The 19412-nt window shown below is 68.9% G+C and carries 15 protein-coding genes; 11 read left to right on the top strand and 4 right to left on the bottom strand.

All coding sequences use genetic code 11. The annotated features are described in order from the left end of the window. The first annotated feature begins 12 nt into the window (after positions 1-12). The 3 genes from L1Z78_RS08155 to L1Z78_RS08145 all read left to right on the top strand — a co-directional run bounded on the left by L1Z78_RS08155 (position 13) and on the right by L1Z78_RS08145 (position 4654). A complete protein-coding gene (locus L1Z78_RS08155) occupies positions 13-1647 on the top strand; it encodes an alkaline phosphatase D family protein (protein WP_234641031.1) in 1635 nt (544 codons plus the stop codon). A 135-nt stretch (positions 1648-1782) separates the two neighbouring features. Continuing rightward, positions 1783-3012, top strand: a complete 1230-nt coding sequence (gene gltS / locus L1Z78_RS08150) for a sodium/glutamate symporter (protein ID WP_234642118.1) — start codon at positions 1783-1785, stop codon at positions 3010-3012. Positions 3013-3034: 22 nt separating this feature from the next. Next, positions 3035-4654 (top strand): phospholipase D family protein, encoded by a 1620-nt coding sequence (locus L1Z78_RS08145; protein WP_234641030.1) that lies wholly within the window; start codon positions 3035-3037, stop codon positions 4652-4654. A 3-nt stretch (positions 4655-4657) separates the two neighbouring features. Here L1Z78_RS08145 and L1Z78_RS08140 read toward each other — a convergent pair whose 3' ends face one another. Further along, positions 4658-5974, bottom strand: coding sequence for an NAD(P)/FAD-dependent oxidoreductase (locus L1Z78_RS08140; protein ID WP_234641029.1), 1317 nt, complete (start codon positions 5972-5974; stop codon positions 4658-4660). A gap of 385 nt (positions 5975-6359) precedes the next feature. On the opposite strand from L1Z78_RS08140, the gene L1Z78_RS08135 reads away from it, so the two are divergent. Genes L1Z78_RS08135 through L1Z78_RS08125 form a run of 3 tightly spaced genes read left to right on the top strand, consistent with a single transcriptional unit; the run spans position 6360 to position 7779 of the window. Then, positions 6360-6629 (top strand): ParD-like family protein, encoded by a 270-nt coding sequence (locus L1Z78_RS08135; protein WP_234641028.1) that lies wholly within the window; start codon positions 6360-6362, stop codon positions 6627-6629. Next, complete coding sequence (gene map / locus L1Z78_RS08130) at positions 6626-7432, top strand: type I methionyl aminopeptidase (RefSeq protein WP_234641027.1); 807 nt, start codon at positions 6626-6628, stop codon at positions 7430-7432. Before L1Z78_RS08135 ends, map begins: the two co-directional genes overlap by 4 nt. 11 nt (positions 7433-7443) lie before the next feature. Then, the gene (locus L1Z78_RS08125; protein ID WP_234641026.1) at positions 7444-7779 is read left to right on the top strand and encodes an SMR family transporter; all 336 of its coding nucleotides are present in this window, start codon (positions 7444-7446) and stop codon (positions 7777-7779) included. Between the two features lie 30 nt (positions 7780-7809). Here the strand turns inward: L1Z78_RS08125 and L1Z78_RS08120 are convergent, their stop codons facing one another. After that, positions 7810-9456: an acyl-CoA synthetase gene (locus L1Z78_RS08120; RefSeq protein WP_234641025.1), complete on the bottom strand. Its 1647-nt coding sequence runs from the start codon at positions 9454-9456 to the stop codon at positions 7810-7812. Here L1Z78_RS08120 and L1Z78_RS08115 point away from each other — a divergent pair. Beyond that, complete coding sequence (locus L1Z78_RS08115) at positions 9446-9679, top strand: hypothetical protein (RefSeq protein WP_234641024.1); 234 nt, start codon at positions 9446-9448, stop codon at positions 9677-9679. The genes L1Z78_RS08120 and L1Z78_RS08115 overlap by 11 nt on opposite strands. 571 nt (positions 9680-10250) lie before the next feature. Beyond that, on the top strand, positions 10251-11267 hold the full coding sequence (locus tag L1Z78_RS08110) for a cytochrome-c peroxidase (protein WP_234641023.1): 1017 nt from the start codon (positions 10251-10253) through the stop codon (positions 11265-11267). A 58-nt stretch (positions 11268-11325) separates the two neighbouring features. On the opposite strand, the gene L1Z78_RS08105 is transcribed toward L1Z78_RS08110, so the two are convergent. Both L1Z78_RS08105 and L1Z78_RS08100 read right to left on the bottom strand, forming a co-directional pair. Beyond that, entirely contained in the window at positions 11326-12804 is a 1479-nt protein-coding gene (locus L1Z78_RS08105; RefSeq protein ID WP_234641022.1) for a hypothetical protein, read from the bottom strand. 3 nt (positions 12805-12807) lie between these two features. Further along, the gene (locus L1Z78_RS08100; protein ID WP_234641021.1) at positions 12808-14136 is read right to left on the bottom strand and encodes an SPFH domain-containing protein; all 1329 of its coding nucleotides are present in this window, start codon (positions 14134-14136) and stop codon (positions 12808-12810) included. A gap of 252 nt (positions 14137-14388) precedes the next feature. On the opposite strand from L1Z78_RS08100, the gene L1Z78_RS08095 reads away from it, so the two are divergent. From L1Z78_RS08095 to dnaG, 3 genes are read left to right on the top strand one after another with little or no spacing between them, the layout of a single operon-like run. Beyond that, positions 14389-15114 carry a response regulator transcription factor gene (locus L1Z78_RS08095; RefSeq protein ID WP_234641020.1) on the top strand — a complete coding sequence of 242 codons (726 nt, stop codon included), beginning with the start codon at positions 14389-14391 and terminating at the stop codon, positions 15112-15114. After that, positions 15111-17270 (top strand): sensor histidine kinase, encoded by a 2160-nt coding sequence (locus L1Z78_RS08090; protein ID WP_234641019.1) that lies wholly within the window; start codon positions 15111-15113, stop codon positions 17268-17270. Before L1Z78_RS08095 ends, L1Z78_RS08090 begins: the two co-directional genes overlap by 4 nt. Positions 17271-17330: 60 nt before the next feature. Continuing rightward, on the top strand, positions 17331-19331 hold the full coding sequence (gene dnaG, locus L1Z78_RS08085) for a DNA primase (RefSeq protein ID WP_234641018.1): 2001 nt from the start codon (positions 17331-17333) through the stop codon (positions 19329-19331). The last annotated feature ends 81 nt before the right edge of the window (positions 19332-19412 follow it).

Genomic DNA, 19412 nt, shown 5'->3' with positions numbered 1-19412 from the left:
CCCCGAATTGCCATGCCCCTGCCCTTCAGCGCCCCCGTCCCTGCACCGCGGCGCCAATTCCTGGTGGGAGCGGGCCTGGCCACGGCGCTGGGCCAGTTGCCCGCCTGGGCCCGGCTGGGCGAGCGGCCGGCGCACAATCCCTTCACGCTGGGCGTGGCCAGCGGCGATCCCGAACCCGACAACGTGCTGCTGTGGACACGCGTGACGCCGCCGCTGTCCCAGCTGGGCGAGGCCGACACGGCAGCCATGCCCGCCCTGCGGATCCGCTGGGAACTGGCCCATGACCCGCTGTTCCGTCAGATCGTGCGCAGCGGCGAGGCCATGGCCCAGCCCGAATGGGGCCACGGCGTGCACGTGCAGGTCAATGGCCTGGCGCCCGACCGCTGGTACCACTACCGCTTCATGCTGGGTCAGGCCACCAGCACCACGGGCCGCTGCCGCACGGCGCCTGCTCCCGGCAGCATGCCCCAGCGGCTGCGCGTGGCCTACGCATCCTGCCAACGCTGGGAGCACGGCTACTACGCCGCCTGGCGCCAGGTGGTGCAGGACGCGCCGGACCTGGTGCTGTTCCTGGGCGACTACATCTACGAGTACGCCACGCCCGCCATGACGCTGGGCCTGGCGCGCACCCACAGCCTGCGCGCCGCCCAGACCCTGCAGGACTACCGCGACCGATATGCGCTGCACAAGAGCGATCCGCTGCTGCAGGCCGCCCATGCGTTGTGCAACTGGTGCGTGGGCTGGGACGACCATGAGGTCGAGAACAACTACGCCGGCGACCAGGGCCGCGGCGACATGGCTCGTTTCCTGGCCCGGCGCATGGCGGCCTGGCAGGCCTTCTACGAAAACATGCCGCTGCGCGCCAACGCGTTGACGGCTGCGGGCGCCAGCCATGCAGGCGCAGGCCTTCAGCTCTACCGCAGCCTGCAATGGGGCCGGCTGGCCAGGCTGCACCTGCTCGATGGCCGCCAGTACCGCAGCGCACAGGCCTGCCGCACCGAGGGCGAAGCCGACAAAGGCAGTGTGCGACCGGCAGAATGCGCGGCCCTGTCGGACACGGCACGCAGCTTCCTGGGCTGGACGCAGGAGCAATGGCTGTACAGGCAACTGGCCGAAGATGCGCGCCAGCAGGCACATGACGGCCCGCGCTGGAGCATCCTGGCCCAGCCGACCCTGCTGTCCGCGCACCGCCCCCCTTCGGGCACCCAGGCCACGGACAGCTGGGACGGCTACCCGGCCGCGCGCCAGCGCCTGGTGCGCCATCTCACGCCCGGCGCCCAGCCCGTGCCGCGCAACAGCGTGCTGCTGGGCGGCGACCTGCACCAGAATTACGTCTGCAACGTGCATGCGGACCCCGAAGCCGCGCCCGAACGGGGCAATCCCATCGTCGCCAGCGAGTTCTGCAGCACCTCGATCACCTCACGCAGCGGAACCACGCAGGCCAAGGTCGATGCCATCGCCGCCCACAACCCGCAGGTGCTCTACGCACGCTGCGAGGAGCGCGGGTACGGTCTGGCCGACATCACGCCCGAGCGCTGGACCAGCGAACTGCGCGCCGTGGCCAACCCCCTGCGTGCCGACAGCCGCGTCTACACGCTGGCCCGATTCACCGTGGAAGACCGACGACCCGGCCCGGTGGCCGCCTGACGACTCGCTGACACCCAGCTTGATACAGGGGCACTTTCCGCGAACAGGTTCATCACTGGCTATCCTGGCATCTCCACCGGACATGCCGCCCATCGTATGAAGAGCAGTCTTTTCGACCGCCTCCAACTGCAAGCCATGAACCTGACCTTCAGTGCCTACTACACCCTGATCTTCGCCGCCCTCGTCCTGCTGCTGGGCAAATGGCTGGTCCAGCGCCTGCGCGTGCTGCGCGAGTTCAACATTCCGGAGCCCGTGGCGGGCGGACTGGTCGTCGCCGCGGCCCTGTTCGCGCTCAACCAGGCCCTGGGCTACACCTTCAGCTTCAGCACCGAGTTGCAGACCGCGTTCATGCTGGTGTTCTTTGCCTCCATCGGCCTGAGCGCCAATTTCGCCAAGCTGCGCGAAGGCGGGCGCGCCCTGCTGCTTTTCCTCGCCGTGGTGGCCGCCTTCATCTGTGTGCAGGATCTGGTGGGCGTGAGCCTGGCCTCGCTGCTGGGCCTGGATCCCCGCTTCGGCCTGATCGCGGGCTCCATCACCCTGACGGGCGGGCATGGCACGGCCGGCGCCTGGGGCCAGGTCTTCGAGCGCGAATACGGCATCCAGGGCGCGGTCACGCTGGGCATCGCCTGCGCCACCTTCGGGCTGGTCATCGGAGGCCTGATCGGCGGGCCGCTGGCCAAGGCCCTGGTCACTCGCCGCAAGCTGGCGCCGGCGGACCCGGCCGTGGCGCCCGAGCGTCAGCCGCCGCTGGGCGAGAACGCCGCGCATGGCGGCTTCGAGAACCCCGAGCAGACCCGGCTGATCACCACCAGCGCCGCCATAGAGACACTGGCCTTGTTCGCCGGCTGCCTGGGCTTCGCCGAATTCATGACGCAGTTCACGGCGGGCACCCTGTTCTCCCTGCCCACCTTCGTCTGGGCACTGGCCGGCGGGGTCGTGATCCGCAATGCCCTGGACTATGTCTTTCACTTCCAGGTGTTCGACCGGGCCATCGATGTCTTCGGCAATGCCTCTCTGTCGATCTACCTGGCCATGGCCCTGCTGTCGCTCAAGCTCTGGGAGCTGGCGGGACTGGCGGCGCCACTGATGGTGATCCTGGCCGCGCAGACCTTGGTCATGGGCCTGTATGCCGCGCTGGTGACCTTCCGCGTCATGGGGGGCAACTATGATGCGGCCGTGCTGGCCGCCGGCCATTGCGGTTTCGGCATGGGTGCCACGCCCACGGCCGTGGCCAACATGCAGGCCATCACCAACCGGTACGGCCCCTCGCACAAGGCTTTTCTGATCGTGCCCATGGTGGGCGCGTTTTTCGTCGATATCGTCAACGCGACGGTGATCCAGCTGTTCATCCGCTGGCTGCACTGACACAGGAAACACCCACAACGACATGCCCCTGCTGCGCCGCGCCCTTGCCACCTCCCAGGCCCTGTGCCTCGTCCTGCTGCTCGCCGGCTGCAGCCTGCCCCCGCTGGCCGGACGCAGCGAATCCACGGCGCTGCCGCCCGAGACCGCCCAGGCCACGCTGCTGGGCGAGGCGCTGGCGCCGCTGCTGGCCGAGCACCCGGGATTCAATGGCATCCACGCCCTGTCCGACGCGCACAATGCCTTCGCTGCGCGCGCTCTGCTGGCGCGGGCGGCCCAGCGCACTCTGGATGTGCAGTACTACATCTGGCGTGGCGACACCACGGGCCATCTGCTGCTGGACGAACTGCGCCGCGCCGCCGACCGGGGGGTGCGCGTGCGCCTGCTGCTGGACGATGGCGGCACGGCCGGCCTGGACACCCCGCTCGCCGCCCTGGACCAGCACCCGCAGATCGAGGTTCGGCTGTTCAACCCCTTCGCGCAGCGCACGCCCAAGGCCCTGGGCTATGTGACCGATTTCTCGCGCACCCAGCGGCGCATGCACAACAAGAGCTTCACGGCCGACAGCCAGGCCAGCATCGTGGGCGGGCGCAACATCGGCGACGAGTACTTCGCGGCCACGGACGGCGTGCTGTTCGCCGACCTGGACGTGGTGGCCCTGGGGCCGGTGGTGGCGGACATCTCGCACTCCTTCGACCAGTACTGGGCCAGTGCCTCGGCCTATCCCGTGGACCGGCTGCTGCCCCATCTGCCCGAATACGCCGTGGCGCGCGCCTATGAGGCCCTGGCCACCGAAGTGCAACGCCCCGAAGCCCAGGCCTATGTGGACGCCATCGCGCATAGCCCGTTCACGCACGAGCTGCTGGCCGGCAAGCTGCCGCTGCACTGGGCCCGCGCCACCCTGGTCAGCGACGACCCGGCCAAGGTACTGGGCCAGGCGCCTCGGGACGGACTGCTGATCACCCAGCTGGCACCCGCCATCGGCCAGCCCCGGCGCCAGCTGGATCTGGTCTCGCCCTATTTCGTGCCCACCGAGGCAGGCGTGCGCGCGCTGGCCGACCTGCGCCGACAGGGCATTGCCGTGCGCGTGCTCACCAACAGCCTGGAAGCCACGGATGTGGCCGTGGTCCATGCCGGCTATGCCCGCTACCGCCGTCCGCTGATCGAGCATGGCGTGCAACTGTACGAGCTGCGCCGCCAGATCGGCGGACAGGAGGACCCCGGCTCCGGCGAAGACTTGCCGAAACGGGCCCCGGCCTCGCCGGCCGCCGCCTCGGGCGTGGGCTCGGGCAGCCGGCCGGGCAGCTCGGGCTCCAGCCTGCACGCCAAGACCTTTGCCGTCGATGGCGAGCGCATCTTCGTGGGCTCGTTCAACTTCGACCCCCGCTCGGCCCACCTGAACACCGAGATGGGCCTGTTGATCGACAGCCCCGCAATGGCGGCCCAGATGAGCCGCATGCTGGACCGGAGCCTGCCCTCGGCCGCCTACCATGTGCAGCTCGACGCGCAGGACCGTCTGAGCTGGACGACCGAAAGCGGGTCGCCCCCCGCGCCGGTCACCACGACGACGGAGCCCGGCAGCAGCGTGCTCAGGCGCCTGATGCTGCGCGTGCTGGGCTGGCTGCCGATCGAGGATCTGCTCTGAGGCTCAATCGAGCCGGATCGAGGGGCGCAGCCGCGAGTTCATCAGATCGACCAGCCACAGCAGGCCACCGCGCCAGAACCCGTACAGCCGCGCCTGGTGCGAACGGTACAGCATGATGTGGCTCAGCATGGCCATGCGGCCACGGATCACGCCGCCGTTGAACAGGCCGAACTTGCCCAGCGAGCCATAGGCGTCATAGTGGGCCAGCGAGACCAGGGCCCCGAAGTCGCGGTAGGCAAAGCCGCCGGGCCGAAAGCCCGGCTCCTCCAGCACGCGTGGCAGCGTCTCGATCAGATAGCGCGCCTGCTGGTGCGCCACCTGGGCCGTGGGCGGCAGCGGCGTGCTGGCGCCGGGCAGCGTGAAGCTGGCGCAGTCCCCCACGGCGTAGATCGCCGGGTCGCTGGTCTGCAAGCCTCCATTGACCTGGAGCTGGTTGCCCGGCGTGGTCTCCAGGCCGAGCCGGGCCAGGAAGGCCGGCGCCTTCACACCTGCGGCCCAGACGCGCAGGCCGGCAGCCACGAATTCGCCGCTGGCCAGCATGAAGCCCTCCTCGCTGGCCGATTGCACGCGGCCGTTGACGATCACGGAGACCCCCAGGGCCTGCAGACGCAGGCGCGTGGCCTCGGAGATTTCTTCGGGGAAGCCGGGCAGCAACCGCGGCCCGGCCTCGATCAGCACGATGCCGAAGCGAGCCGCCGCTCCCAGGGCGCCGTAGGCGGTCGCGCTCTCGGCCAGTTGCACCAGTTCGGCCGCCAGCTCCACACCGGTGGCACCGCCGCCCACGATGGCCACACGCAATGGCTCGCCGCTGGTCATGCAGCGCACCATGCGCAGGCGGATCTCGCTGTTGAAGGCATCGGCCTTGCGGCGCGAATCGATCATGAAGCAGTGCTCGCCCACGCCCGGCGTGCCGAAGTCGTTGGCCCCGCTGCCCACGGCGATCACCAGGCGGTCATAGGCGATGCGGCGGCCCGGCACGATCTCGCGGCCATCGGGCGCCTCGATGGGCGCCAGCAGCACCTCGCGCGACGCGCGGTCCAGGCCGCACATCTCCCCGGGCTGGTAGGCGAAGCTGGCATCGCTGGCCTGGGCCAGGTAGGTGGTCTGCTGCTGGGCCAGATCGCGCGTGCCTGCGGCAATGGTGTGCAGCATGGGCTTCCAGACATGGGCCGAGTCGCTGTCCACCAGCGTCACCGAGCCGATGGCCGCCCCGCGCCGCTTGCCCAGCGCCGTGGCGATCTCCAGCCCCGCCACGCCGCCGCCCACGACGACGATGCGCGCCCCGCCCACGCCCGAACCCGCTGCCTGTTCCTTGCCCATTGCCGCTCCCCGCCGGAAAGCCCTGCCACACGCACCACGCGCCGGCTTGCGGGCCATCGCTCCAGCCATGCCTTGATTCTTGTCAGTTCGGGTAGCTGGGGGCGCTCTAGGGGTAAGCCCCAGATCTGCAACAGATATCTGATAGAAGACCTGCATAGTGGGACCACTGGGTCTTGTACAGGAGCAGCTCCGCAGGAATGTTTCGCATTCCCCAAGATGCGCTCCAAGAGAAGCCTTGTAGCTATCAATAGCGAAGCAATAGTTGGTTTGCGCGTGCAAACCCGCCGGACCAGGCCTGCCGGATCGCGCGAATCTCCCACATCCAGGCACGCGATTTGCGATTGTCAATATACGAAACGTATATTCCTCGTATGATCGCGATCCCATGGGAATCGTCAAAATCTCCGACCAACTGCACGACCAGATACGCCTGTCCAGCGCGGCCCTGGGTCGATCCATCAACGCCCAGGCCGAGCACTGGCTGCGTGTCGGCCAACTGGCCGAGCACCACCCCCATCTCGACTACGCGGGCATCTGCGCCCTGCTGCTCCAGGAGGCCGCAGCCACGCTCAAGCAGGCAGAACAGTCGCTGCAGCCAGCCGATCCGACGGCGCGCAGGCCACGGCCCGTGCGGCTGGCAGGAGGCCTGCAATGAAGCACGGGAAACTGCGCAGCGTCCCGCTGCACGATGCCGCCGACATCGAGAAATCGCGCACTGCCGGCGGCCTGGCCGCCCGCGTGCTGCAGATGCTGGTGCCCCACGTGCAGCCCGGCGTCAGCACCGGGCACCTGGACCGGCTGTGCCATGACTTCATCGTGGACGAACTGCGCTGCGTGCCCACCAATGTGGGCTACCACGGCTTTCCCAAGGCGGTCTGCACCTCGCCCAACCACGTGGTCTGCCACGGCATCCCCGACGCCAGGCAGATCCTGCGCGAGGGCGACATCCTCAACGTCGACGTGGCCGTGACCACGCCCGAGGGCTGGATAGGCGACACCAGCCGCATGTACTACCTGGGCCAGCCCTCCAACCAGGCCAGGCGCCTCGTGGAGACCACCTACGAGGCCCTGCTGGCCGGCATCCGCGCCGTGCGCCCCGGCGCCACGCTGGGCGACATCGGCCATGCCATCCAGAGCGTGGCCCACCGCGAGCGCTTCAGCGTGGTGCGCGAGTACTGCGGCCACGGCATCGGCAAGGTCTACCACGATGATCCGCAGGTGCTGCACTACGGCCAGCCCGGCCAGGGCATGGTGCTGGAGCCCGGCATGATCTTCACCATCGAGCCCATGCTCAACGCAGGCAAGGCCGCCACGCGCGAGCTCAACGACGGCTGGACCGTGATCACCAACGACAAGTCGCTGTCGGCCCAGTGGGAACACATGGTGGCCGTGACCGAGACCGGCTTCGACGTGCTCACGCGCTGGCCCGAAGGCACCGGCAGCTACGCCCCCATCTGAGCGGAACGCGCATGGCTTCCAACTACCTCTACCTGGGGCTGGCCATCGTCGCCGAAGTCGCCGCCACCTCCTGCCTCAAGCAGTCCGAAGGCTTCACGCGGCTGTGGCCCAGCGTGGTCACCGTCATCGGCTACGCGCTGGCCTTCTACTTCCTGTCGCTGACGCTGCGCACCGTGCCCACGGGCGTGGCCTACGCCATCTGGTCGGGCGCGGGCATCGTGCTGATCTCGCTGGTCGGCTGGCTGTGGCAGGGCCAGGCGCTGGACTGGCCGGCGCTGCTGGGCATGGGCATGATCGTGGCCGGCGTGCTGGTCATCCAGCTGTTTTCGAAGACGGCGGGGCACTGAGCCCGCCGCCTGCCAGGCCGTGCCCGGTCCTCAGCCCGTGATGGCCCGGGCCGAGCCCGCCTGCCGGCGCAGCTCGAACTTCTGGATCTTGCCCGTGCTGGTCTTGGGCAGTTCTCCAAAGACCACGGCGCGCGGCACCTTGTAGCCGGCCAGGTGCTGCTTGCAATGGGCCACGATGTCCTCGGCCGTCGTGGTGGCGCCGGCCTTCAGCTCGATGAAGGCGCAGGGCGTCTCCCCCCACCTGGGATCGGGCTTGGCGACCACGGCCGCGGCCAGCACGGCCGGATGGCGGTAGAGCACGTCCTCGACTTCGATGGAGGAGATGTTCTCGCCGCCCGAGATGATGATGTCCTTGCTGCGGTCCTTGATCTGGATGTAGCCGTCGGGATGCTGCACGGCCAGATCGCCCGTGTGGAACCAGCCGCCGCGGAAGGCCTCGTCGGTGGCCTGCGGATTCTTGAGATAGCCCTTCATGGCGATGTTGCCCTGGAACATGATCTCGCCCATGGTCTGGCCGTCGTGGGGCACGGGCTCCATGGTCTCGGGGTCCAGCACGCTGGCCGAGCGCTGCAGGTGGTAGCGCACGCCCTGGCGCGAATTCAGGCGAGCACGCTCGCCGATGTCCAGCCCGTCCCAGGACGCATGCCTGGCGCAGACCGTGGCCGGACCATAGACCTCGGTCAGGCCGTAGACATGGGTGATGTCGAAACCCAGTTGCTCCATGCCCTCGATCATCGAGGCCGGCGGCGCAGCGCCCGCCACCATGGCCTTGACCCCGGCGGGCACGCCCTCCTTCATGGCCTGCGGCGCGTTGACCAGCAGGCCATGCACGATGGGTGCGCCGCAGTAGTGGGTCACGCCATGGTCGCGGATGGCGTCGAAGATGGCCTGGGCCTCCACGCGGCGCAGGCAGACATTGACGCCGGCGCGTGCGGCCACGGTCCAGGGAAAGCACCAGCCATTGCAGTGGAACATGGGCAGGGTCCACAGGTAGACCGCATGCTTGGGCATGTCCCACTCCAGCACATTGCTGATGGCATTGATGGCCGCGCCCCGGTGGTGATAGACCACGCCCTTGGGGTTGCCCGTGGTTCCGCTGGTGTAGTTCAGCGCGATGGCGTCCCACTCGTCGGCCGGGGGCTGCCAGTCGAAATCCGCATCACCGCCCGCCACGAACTCGTCATAGTCCACGCTGCCCACCTGCTGGGCAGCCGGGCCGTAGAGCGCATCCTCGACCTGGATCACCAGCAGTGGCGCGGTACGCTGGCGCAGCTGGAGCGCCTTGGCCACCACGCCCGCGAACTCCGGGTCCACGATCAACGCCCGGGCCTCGCCATGGTCCAGCATGAAGGCAATGGTCTCGGCATCGAGCCGCGTGTTCAATGTATTGAGCACGGCGCCGGCCATGGGCACGCCGAAATGCGCCTCCACCATGGGCGGTGTATTGGGCAGCATCACGGCCACGGTGTCGTTCTTGCCGATCCCGGCCTTTTGCAGGCTGCTTGCCAGTTGGCGGCAGCGTGCATAGGTCTGGCTCCAACTGCGGCGCAACTCGCCGTGGACCACGGCCAGCCGCTCGGGATAGACCTCGGCGGTGCGGGCAATGAAGCCCAGGGGGCTGAGCGGTGCGTGGTTGGCGCTGTTGCGGTCCAGGTGCTGGTCGTACATGCTGGTCATCAGGGTCTCCGGTTCGCAGGGATTCTTGGTTCTTGGTCAGGCCCGCGGCGCGGACCTGGCGAAACCTCAAGATATAGCAAGACAGGCTTACAAAAGCTTGATGCGCGAGCGCCGGTCCCACTGCGCCAATGCCCTGATAACCAAAGCATGGTGCATGGTCTTTCGTGAATTCCACGGTTTTCAGAATTTCATGAAAATCATGAATATCCATATGAATCAATGATCTTGTCGATCATCACAGGCCCTGCAAGCTGTCCCGCAAGTGACTGATTTTTTCGAGTCATCTATAAGACATCATTTATCAGAGGATGCGCACGCGGGCCCTCTGCTTCACTCTTAGAATCGCCGCATGGATTCGCCTGCCGGCAGCGCTGCCAGGCATCCGAGGAGTTCTTAGAGGAGTCGCCTGGCAACGCTCCAGGCATCGTTGGAGACGAGCCTGCACCCCACCGGTGCAGGCTTTTTTTTGTCGCCGGGCCGACCCAAGACAAAAGGCGGCCCCCTCGGGGGGCAGCGGACCTTGCACAGCAAGGGGAGCGTGGGGGTTTTTTGTCGCCGGACCGCCCCAAGACAAAAAGCGGCCCCCATGGGGGCAGCGGACCTTGCGGAGCAAAGGGAGCGTGGGGGCACTACTTTGCCCCGCTCGGCCTTGCGGCCCGGCTGGCCTGCTTGAGCCAGCGCAATGGCCACCGCTCCCGCCTGGCCTAGATTGGAGGCGGGCCGCAGTGCAACCGATAGCCCGCCAAGGCAGTCCCGCACACGGCCCGCATCCAATAACAAACAGCGGGAGCCCCATGACACAACGCACTCCTTTCTCCGTTCGCCCATTGGCGGCGGCCCTGATCGCCGCCGCCTGCTGCCTTGGCGCGCAGGCAGCCCAGCCGAACGAACCGATACAGCCCGTCGCGCCTGCCAAGGTGGCCAACCCGGCCATGGTGGAGCTGGGCAAGAAACTGTTCTTCGATCCCCGCCTGTCCCGCTCGGGCTTCATCTCCTGCAACTCCTGCCACAACCTGAGCATGGGCGGCAGCGACAACCTCAAGACCTCCATCGGCCACAACTGGCAAAAGGGGCCCATCAACTCACCTACCGTCCTCAACTCCAGCATGAACCTGGCCCAGTTCTGGGATGGCCGGGCCAAGGACCTCAAGGAGCAGGCCGGCGGCCCCATCGCCAACCCCGGCGAGATGGCCTTCACGCATGAGCTGGCCGTGGACATGCTGGCCTCCATCCCGGCCTACCGCGCCGAATTCAGGAAGGTCTTCCGCAAGGAGCCCCTGACCATCGACCAGGTCACGGACGCCATCGCCGCCTTCGAGGAAACGCTGGTCACGCCCGATGCGCGCTTCGACCAGTGGCTCAAGGGCAACCGCAAGGCGCTGAGCCAGGACGAGCTGGCCGGCTACAGGCTGTTCAAGGAAAGCGGCTGCGTGGCCTGCCACAACGGCCCGGCCGTGGGCGGCAACTCCTTCCAGAAGATGGGCATCGTCGAGCCCTACAAGGCCAGCGTGGATGCGCAGGGCCGCTCGGCCGTCACCGGCAACGACGCGGACCGCTTCAACTTCAAGGTACCCACGCTGCGCAACGTGGAGCTGACCTACCCCTACTTCCACGACGGCGCTGCCGACACCCTGGCCCAGGCCGTGGACGTGATGGGCCGGCTACAGCTGGGCCGCAAGTTCAGCGAGGACGAGAACGCCAAGATCGTGGCCTTCCTCAAGACCCTGACCGGCGAGCAGCCGCGCATGGTCCTGCCCATCCTGCCGCCGTCCAGCGATACCACGCCCCGTCCCAGGCCCTTCGATCAATGAGCCGCGAAAAAAAGCAGGCCGCCCCGGACGGGCGGCCTGCGGAGCCTGCGGATCGGATTCAGCGCAGACTCAGCGTCTGCCGCTTCCAGGCGGGGTCCTGCCAGCGCTGGAACAGCGGCAAGGCCGACACGTCGTGCGTGACACGCTCGGTGGTCAGGCCGTCGAGCATCAGCACCTCGAAGGCCTTGCGATAGCGGCCCTGGCCGCGGGACTCGCGCGCCACGAGCATGCGCTGGCCGCCGGGCACCCAGCCGGCCCATTCGGCCACTCCGATCTCGGGCACGGTGGCGGCCGGGGGCAAGACGTCGGCCAGCCAGCCTGCCTCGGTCTTGCGCAGCACCCACAGCTCGCGCCAGCCCTCCATGGGCTGCACCGCCAGCGCCACGGCCGAGCCCTCGCGGTTGGTGCTGGCGGACGCGGTCCACACCACGCCATAGGTGCAGCGGCGCAGCAGCGGGGCCTTCGCGTCGTGGCGGGCATCCACCAGCAGGACACAGGTTTCACCGGGAGCGCCGGGCTCGGTCAGCAGCGTGGGACGGCCGCCCGCCGGAGCCATGGCGGCCGCAGCCGGGGTGGGCACCAGCGCCCAGCGCACGGCGCTCACCCGCATGGCCGCGTTGTTGTATTCGCTCTGGTCCTCGTCGGGCAGCTCGGCCTTGCCCACGCCGGTCAGCTCGGCCAGGGCACGGGCGGCCGAGGTGGCAACGGCGGGGTCGCCGGCATTCTTTCGCGCCTGCTGGAAAGCCATGGCGCTCCATACGCTGGCGCGGCGCATCTGCACGCGGTTGCGCAGATAGCCCGGCAGGCCGGCCACATCCACGCGCTCCAGCACATCGGTCTGCCAGGCCAACAGCCCGGCGCGCTCGTGCACGGGCAGATCGGGGCTCACGCATTCGGGCCGGGTCAGCGCCAGGGCGGCGCGGGCGCGCTGGGGCGCGTCCGCAGACGGCATCGCCAGCACGCGGCGGAAGAACTCGCCTTCGTAGCAGACCTGCATGCGGCCTTCGACCTCATGGGTCGCAAACCGCAAGCCATAGCCCTGGGCCACGTCCAGATGGGCCGACAGCGTGGCGCCGGAGGCCTTGCCCGGTGCCGCCGCCGATGCGCGGCGCGCCAGCCGGTCGGCAAAGCCGCCCAGGGCGTCGAAGGCCTGTACCCCCTCGGCACCGGCCAGCGCCTTGGCGGGCGCGGCCTGCAGATAGGCGGCGGCGAGGCCGATGCCCAGCGCCTCGGCGCCCGGCGTCTCCTGCATGAAGCGCAGCACGGCCAGCAAAGCCGGGGCCTCGGCTTCGGTCAGATCCACGCGGCGCACATCGCTGGCGCGGATGAAGCCGCCGCGCTCGCGCTTGTGGTCCCAGACCTGGAGGTAGTCGAGGCGCTCGCCGCGCACTTCCAGCACCTCGCCCTGCCAGAGGCTGGCCTGCTGCTGTGCGCCGTCGCGCGGCGACGCGCGCAGGCTGGCCTGGTCCTGCACCACGATGGCGCTGCCCATGCTGGCCGCCATGGCGGCGACGGCAAGAGTGGAGACGGTGATCATGGTTCATTGCTCCTGGCTGGAGGCATCTTCGCCGGCCATGGAGGCCGCGCCCGCCTGCGCATTGCGGCTGCCGCCGAGCAGTGCCGCGCCGATGAAGTCACCGTTGGTCGGCGGGGGCGCGATGATGACCTGGATCTTGTCCGAGAGCTTGTCGGCCAGCGTCTTCTGCACGAGCAACGGGTAGCGCGTGACCAGCGTGCCTTCGCGCGCCATCTGCTCGGCATTGACCTTGCCCAGGCGGTCCAGGCGGAAGGCCTCGGCCTCGGCCAGTTTCTGGCGCGCATCGGCTTCGCCGCTGGCTTCGATGCGCCGGGCCTGGGCACTGCCCTCGGCCGCCTTCACGCGTGCCACGCGCTCGGCCTCCGCCTCGAGCTGGCGCTGCTCGATCTGCCGCTGCTTGAAGGGCAGCACATGCTTCATGGCCTCTTCCTGGGCGCGGGCGGCGATCACCTGCTCGCGGGCTGCGGCCTCGGCAGCCACTTCGCGGCGCACCTTGTCGGCCGCGGCGTCCAGCTCGGTTTCCTTGACGCGCTTGTCCTTGAGCTCCAGCGTGTAGCGCATCTTCTCCGAGGCCAGTTCCTCGGCCAGCAGGCTGTCCATGCCGCGGCGGTATTCGGCGGGAAGGTCCACCTTGCCGATCTGTATGCTGCGCAGCGTCACGCCATCGGCCGCCAGGCGCGCGCGCAATTCAGTCTCCATGATCTGTGCGATCTCGGCACGCTTGGACGAGAAGATCTCGCGCACGGTGTAGCGGGCGAACACCTTGTAGACCAGGCCCTGCACGGCGGGCTCCACGATGTCGGCGGCGATGTCGGCGGGCAGGTTGCCGGTCCGCACGGCAGGCGATGCGGGATCGAGCGCATAGCGCACATTCAGGTCCAGGCCCAGCGACAGGCCTTCGACCGATTGCAGCGGGGCGCTGCCGTTGGCGGAACGCATGGCCTCGGGACGGTAGCTCTGGTCGCGCAGCGAGAAGACACGCACCGTGTGCAGGCCGGGCAGCACCCACACGCTGGCATCGCGCCAGAGGCTGACATCGCCCGTGAACTGGTTCAGGCGCACACCCAGCTCGCCCTGGGCCAGGTGCTGCACGGGCGGGTTGCGCACCAGCAGCATGCCAGCCACCGCCACCACGGAGCCGGCGGCCAGCCAGCGCACGGTACGGGCCGACGGCAGCATGCAGGCCCAGTTCACCGGCGTGCGGTGGATGGCGCTGCCTGCCGATGCCCCCCCGTCCTGTGCTGCCTCGGCGATGCTCTCGCCGTCCGCGCCCAGGCGGGCAAAGCGGCGACCTTTCAGGGCCTGCATGATGCGGTTCCAGGTGGCTTTCATGGCGTTCTCTCTCTCTCGGATGTGGTTCGGTGTTGTGGCTGTTGGCTGTTTCTGAGCCACCGCCGATGGGTGGCTCATTGAGGACCGATTGTTCGGATCCACCCCGGAAGCAACAATGCGGCGCCCGGCCCAATGCACTCACGCCGACGGAGCAGTCGTTCCGGGCGCGGAAGAAAAACTCACACGCAGGCGGGCGCGGGCTCGGGATAATCCGGACCACACCCCCGTTGCCCCACCTCCCCCCGAGCCCCCATGACCCGTATCGCCGTGATCGAAGACGACCTGCCCACCAGCAACCAGTTGGCGGGATGGATACGCAGCGCGCGCAGCGGCATCGAGATCGACCAGTGGTTCACGCGCGACGAGGCCGAGGCCGCCCTGGCCCGCGAGCGCTACGACGCCGTGGTCCTGGACATCGAACTGGGCCGCGAGCGCCATGCGGGCGTGGCCCTGATCAATGCCATCAACAAGCTCGGCCAGGGCACGCCGGTGCTGGTGGTTTCGGCCATGCCCGCCGCCATCTACCGCAGCATCATGAAGGCGCTGGATGCCTGGGACTACCTGCAAAAGACCACCTTCGAGGAAGCCGACTTCATCGAGACCTTCCTGGACATCCTGCGCACCACGCAGCGCACGGCGCCAGCCGCCGCGCAGGCGGCCGCCCTGCCCGCGGGGGACGCCCTGGTGCTGGATCCGCTGTGGCAACGCACACCCACATGGCGCGGCGAGCGGATCAACCTGCCGCTCACGGCCCAGCGCATCCTGGCCACGCTGCACCAGCGCAGCGGCGAGGTGGTCTCCTACGACGAGCTGTTCGAGGTGGTCAAGAGCGGCCGCAACCGCGACAACGTGCGCAAGCATGTGAGCACCATCCGCGAGGCCCTGCGCGAGGTGGACCCGGGCTTCGAAGGCATAGAGAACGTGCCCATGCGCGGATTTCGCTGGGTGGGCCAGGCCGGCACGCCGCCACGCGCATGAAGCGGCTGCTCAACCCCGTGCTGGAGGTGCCGCGCCTGGGCCTGCCCGCGTTCCGCCGCCGCATCCTGGTGCGCGGCGTCTTCCTGCTTCTGGCCACGGCCACGGTGGCCCTGAGCGTTGTCGTGCTCAAGGACGAGAAGGACCGCGCCTGGCAGGCCTACCAGCATGGCTTCGTGCGCAGCCAGGCCGAGGTCATGGCCCGGCTGCGCCATCCCTCGGGGCGGCTGGCCTTGCTCAATGCCGGCCACCTGGGCCAGGGCGTGACGCCGCTGGCGCCGCTGCTGCTGCCCTACGCGGCCATCGACTTCGACGATCCGCAAAAATCCCAGCAGGCCGTGGAGATGGCGGGCTGCTCGGTGCAGTACCCCGATGGCGCCGCTCTGTGCGCGGCCATCGGCAACAACCCCTACGCAGGCGGCTTCATCTATCTGGTGGGCAGTTTTTTTGCGGGCGACCTGGTCCCGCGGGAACGCGGCTCCCGCCTGCCCGCCGACGCCCACCGCGCGCACATCACGCTGGACATGCGCGGCAGCACCTACCAGTGGATCGCCCCCTACGAGGCCATGCCGCCCAAGGGCGGCCAGGGCGTGCATGGCCGGCTCACGGGCTTCGTGGACAACGGCACGCCCCAGCTCGACGCCCGCGCCAGGCCGGTGCGCGACTTCCGTGGCTGGCTCTGGCAGAACGGCCACTGCCGCGACCTGCCCGGCGGGGACCGCAACTCCGCCGAAGGGCAAGGCGCCACGCCCGCGCCGGACTGCCTGCGCCGCACGCACTATTCCATCCGCCTGCCGGTCGAGCTGTTCCGCGAAGCCCTGTTCCGGCGGGACGTGCGCCCGGTCTGGCCACCCGAGGACCTGGGCAGCATGCGTGTGCGGGTGCAGATGCTGGCGCCTGGCGAGGCCGCGCCCCCCTTGTTCGACAGCAATGCGCCCGGCGCGCAGCTGGCGGCGTCGCTGGACGATCTCTCGCGCAGCCTGCTGCCCGGCGAGCGCGTGCAGATCCGCAGGCTGGGCGGCGACGAAGCCGCCACCATCACGCTCAAGGGCCAGGAACTGCAGGCCGCGCCCTCGGCGCCATGGCTGCTGCGCCTCATCCGCTGGCTGCCGCTGGACGCGGCAGGCATGTCCACCGCTCCCGTCATTCCCACCGGGCAGGACATCCTGGACACCCCCACCGGCAACTATGCCGTCAGTTTCCAGGGCCATCCCCGGGACGTGGAACAGGGGCTGGCGGCCGTGGCCACGCGCCTGTCCTGGTACCTGGGGGCCATGCTGGCGGCCATCGCGCTTGCCTGGCTGGTGATCGAGCTGGGACTGATCCGCCGCGTGATGGCCCTGACCCGGCGCGCCGCCGCCGTGTCCTACAACGTGCAGGATGGCCAGGCCGCCCCCCGCCTGGGCGATCTCGAGGTTTCGGACCTGCGCGGCTCGGATGAGCTGGGCATCCTGGCCGGAGGCCTCGCAGACCTGCTCCAGCGTGTCAAGGACGATCTGCAGCGCGAACAGCTGCGCGCCCAGCAGGAGCGCGACATGTGGCATGCCGTGGGCCACGAGATCATGTCGCCGCTGCAATCGCTGATGGTGCTGCATGGGCCCGACGATCCCGGCCACCGCTACGTGCGGCGCATGCAGCAGGCCGTGCACGTGCTGTATGGCACGGCCTCGCCGGCCGAGGCGCTGCAGGCCGCCACCCTGCCCCAGGGCCGGCTGGACCTGGACGCCTTCCTGTCCCATGTGGCCGCCAACGCCCACTTCGCGGACATCTCCGACGTCGTCTACCAGACCGGTGCCGGTGCCGTGATCGTGCGGGCCGACGAGTTCGCGCTGGAGGACGTGGTGACCCACATCCTGCGCAACGCCGACAGCTACCGGCCGGCGGGCACGCCCATCACGCTGTCGCTGTCGGCCTCGGAATCCACGGCCAGCGCCACGCTGCACAACCAGGGCGCCACCATTGCCGAAGAGCTCCTGGACCGCATCTTCGAGCTGGGCGTGTCCGCCCCCGACCAGCCGGCGCCTGCGGGCGGCAGCGAGCACCGGGGCCAGGGCCTCTTCGTAGCCAAGACCTACATGGCCAAGATGGGCGGCACCATCGGCGTGCGCAATACCAGCGATGGCGTGGCCTTCACGCTGACCTTCCAGCGCCTGGGCTGAGGACCGGCCCGCAGTGCCCCCGGGACCTGCTGGAAAGCCCCGCGCAGGCACAATACGCGGGTGTCCATCCCCCAATCGTTCATCCAGGAATTGCTCTCGCGCGTCGACGTGGTCGACATCGTGGGCCGCTACGTGCAGCTCAAGAAGGGCGGAGCCAACTTCATGGGCCTGTGCCCCTTCCACAGCGAGAAGTCGCCCTCCTTCACCGTGAGCCCCAGCAAGCAGTTCTACCACTGCTTCGGCTGCGGCAAGAACGGCAATGCCATCGGCTTTCTGATGGACCACGCCGGCATGGGCTTCGTCGAGGCCGTGCAGGATCTGGCGGGCCAGGTCGGCCTGCAGGTGCCGCAGGACGACATCAGCCCGGCCGAGCGCGAGCGCCAGGCCGCGCAAAAGCAGAAACAGGCCACGCTCACCGATGTGCTGGAAAAGGCCGGCGAGGCCTTTCGCAAGCACCTGAAGGCCTCGCCCCAGGCGATCGACTATCTCAAGCGCCGGGGCGTCTCGGGCGAGACCGCCCGGCGCTTCGGCCTGGGCTATGCGCCTGCCGGCTGGCGCACCCTGGCCAGCGTCTTCCCCCACTACGACGATCCGCAGCTGGAGGAGTCAGGCCTGGTCATCGTCGGGGAGGACGACAACAAGCGCTACGACCGCTTCCGCGACCGGCTGATGTTCCCCATCCGCAACGTCAAGGGCGAATGCATAGGCTTCGGCGGACGTGTCTTCGGCGACGAAAAACCCAAGTACCTCAACTCGCCCGAAACCCCGGTCTTTCACAAGGGCCGCGAGCTCTATGGCCTGTTCGAGGCGCGCACGGCCCTGCGCGACATGGGCTACGTGCTGGTGACGGAAGGCTACATGGACGTGGTGGCCCTGGCCCAGCTCGGCTTCGCCAATGCCGTGGCCACGCTGGGAACGGCCTGCACACCCGACCATGTGCACAAGCTGTTTCGCTTCACCGACGCCGTGGTCTTCAGCTTCGACGGCGACGCGGCCGGCCGGCGCGCGGCACGCAAGGCGCTGGATGCCGCCCTGCCCTATGCGGGCGACACGCGCAGCGTCAAATTCCTGTTCCTGCCCTCGGAGCATGATCCGGACAGCTTCATCCGCGAATACGGCAGCGAGGCCTTTGCCCGCTATGTGGGCGATGCGCTGCCGCTGAGCCGCTTTCTCATCGAAGCCGCCAGCGAAGGCTGCGACCTGGGCCAGGCCGAAGGCCGCGCCCACATGGCCAACAACGCCCGCCCGCTGTGGACGGCCCTGCCCGACGGTGCGCTCAAGCGCCAGCTGCTGGGCGAGATCGCCGGGCTCGTGCAACTGGACGCACGCGACCTCTCCGACCTCTGGTCCCAGGAAGCCGCCCGCGGCGGCCCGGCCCGGGGCTCCGTGGCCGCCGCCCAGCATCCGAGCCAGGCGGGCCACGCTTCCGCTCCCGACTGGGGCCATCCTGCGGAATACGGCGATGCATCGGGCTGGCCCGGGCGCAGCGGACAGGGCGGCGCGGCTGGCGGCTGGCGTGGCGGCGAGCCCGGGCGCGGGGGCAGGAAGCCCTGGAGCCGCAAGCCCTGGGACAAGGGCGGCCGCGGCGACTTCAACCCGCCGCCCATCGGCCCGCGCGGCACCCCTGCCACGCGCACCGATCAGGCAGCTCGCCTGTTGATGGCCCACATGGAGTTCATGGAGGAGCTCACCCACGAGGACTTCGAGGCGCTGGCCCGCTGCGCGGGCAGCCATGGCGCCTTGTTCCGGTGGATGGAATCGCTGTTCCAGGAATCGGGCCCGCGGCCCTTCGCCCTGCTGCGCGAGCAGTTGCGCGGCCTGCCCCATGAGGCCCTGGCCGACAAGCTCATGAGCGGCCCCCATGCCCATCCGGAGGGCGAGCTGCCGGAGCTGCGCCGCGAACTGCGCGGCGTGCTCAACCGCATCGTCATCGATCACATCAAGGCCCAGATCGAGGAAGCGGTACGCGACATGGCGCGCGACCCCAGCGCCGCCCAGCGCCTGCGCGACCTCTATGCCCGACAACAGGCCCTGGAAAACCAGATGCGCTCTGCCTCTTGAAATCGAGATAAGCCGATATAATTAAGGGCTATCGGCAAGAGCGACAGCAGCACCTCCGGCCCGGGCCCCGTGATGAAATCA

The organism is Delftia tsuruhatensis, from assembly GCF_903815225.1.
In the GTDB taxonomy this organism is placed as follows: Bacteria; Pseudomonadota; Gammaproteobacteria; order Burkholderiales; family Burkholderiaceae_C; genus Comamonas; species Comamonas tsuruhatensis_A.
The sequence above is the reverse complement of the archived record's forward strand: the minus strand, read 5'-3'. Positions and strand labels throughout refer to the sequence as shown.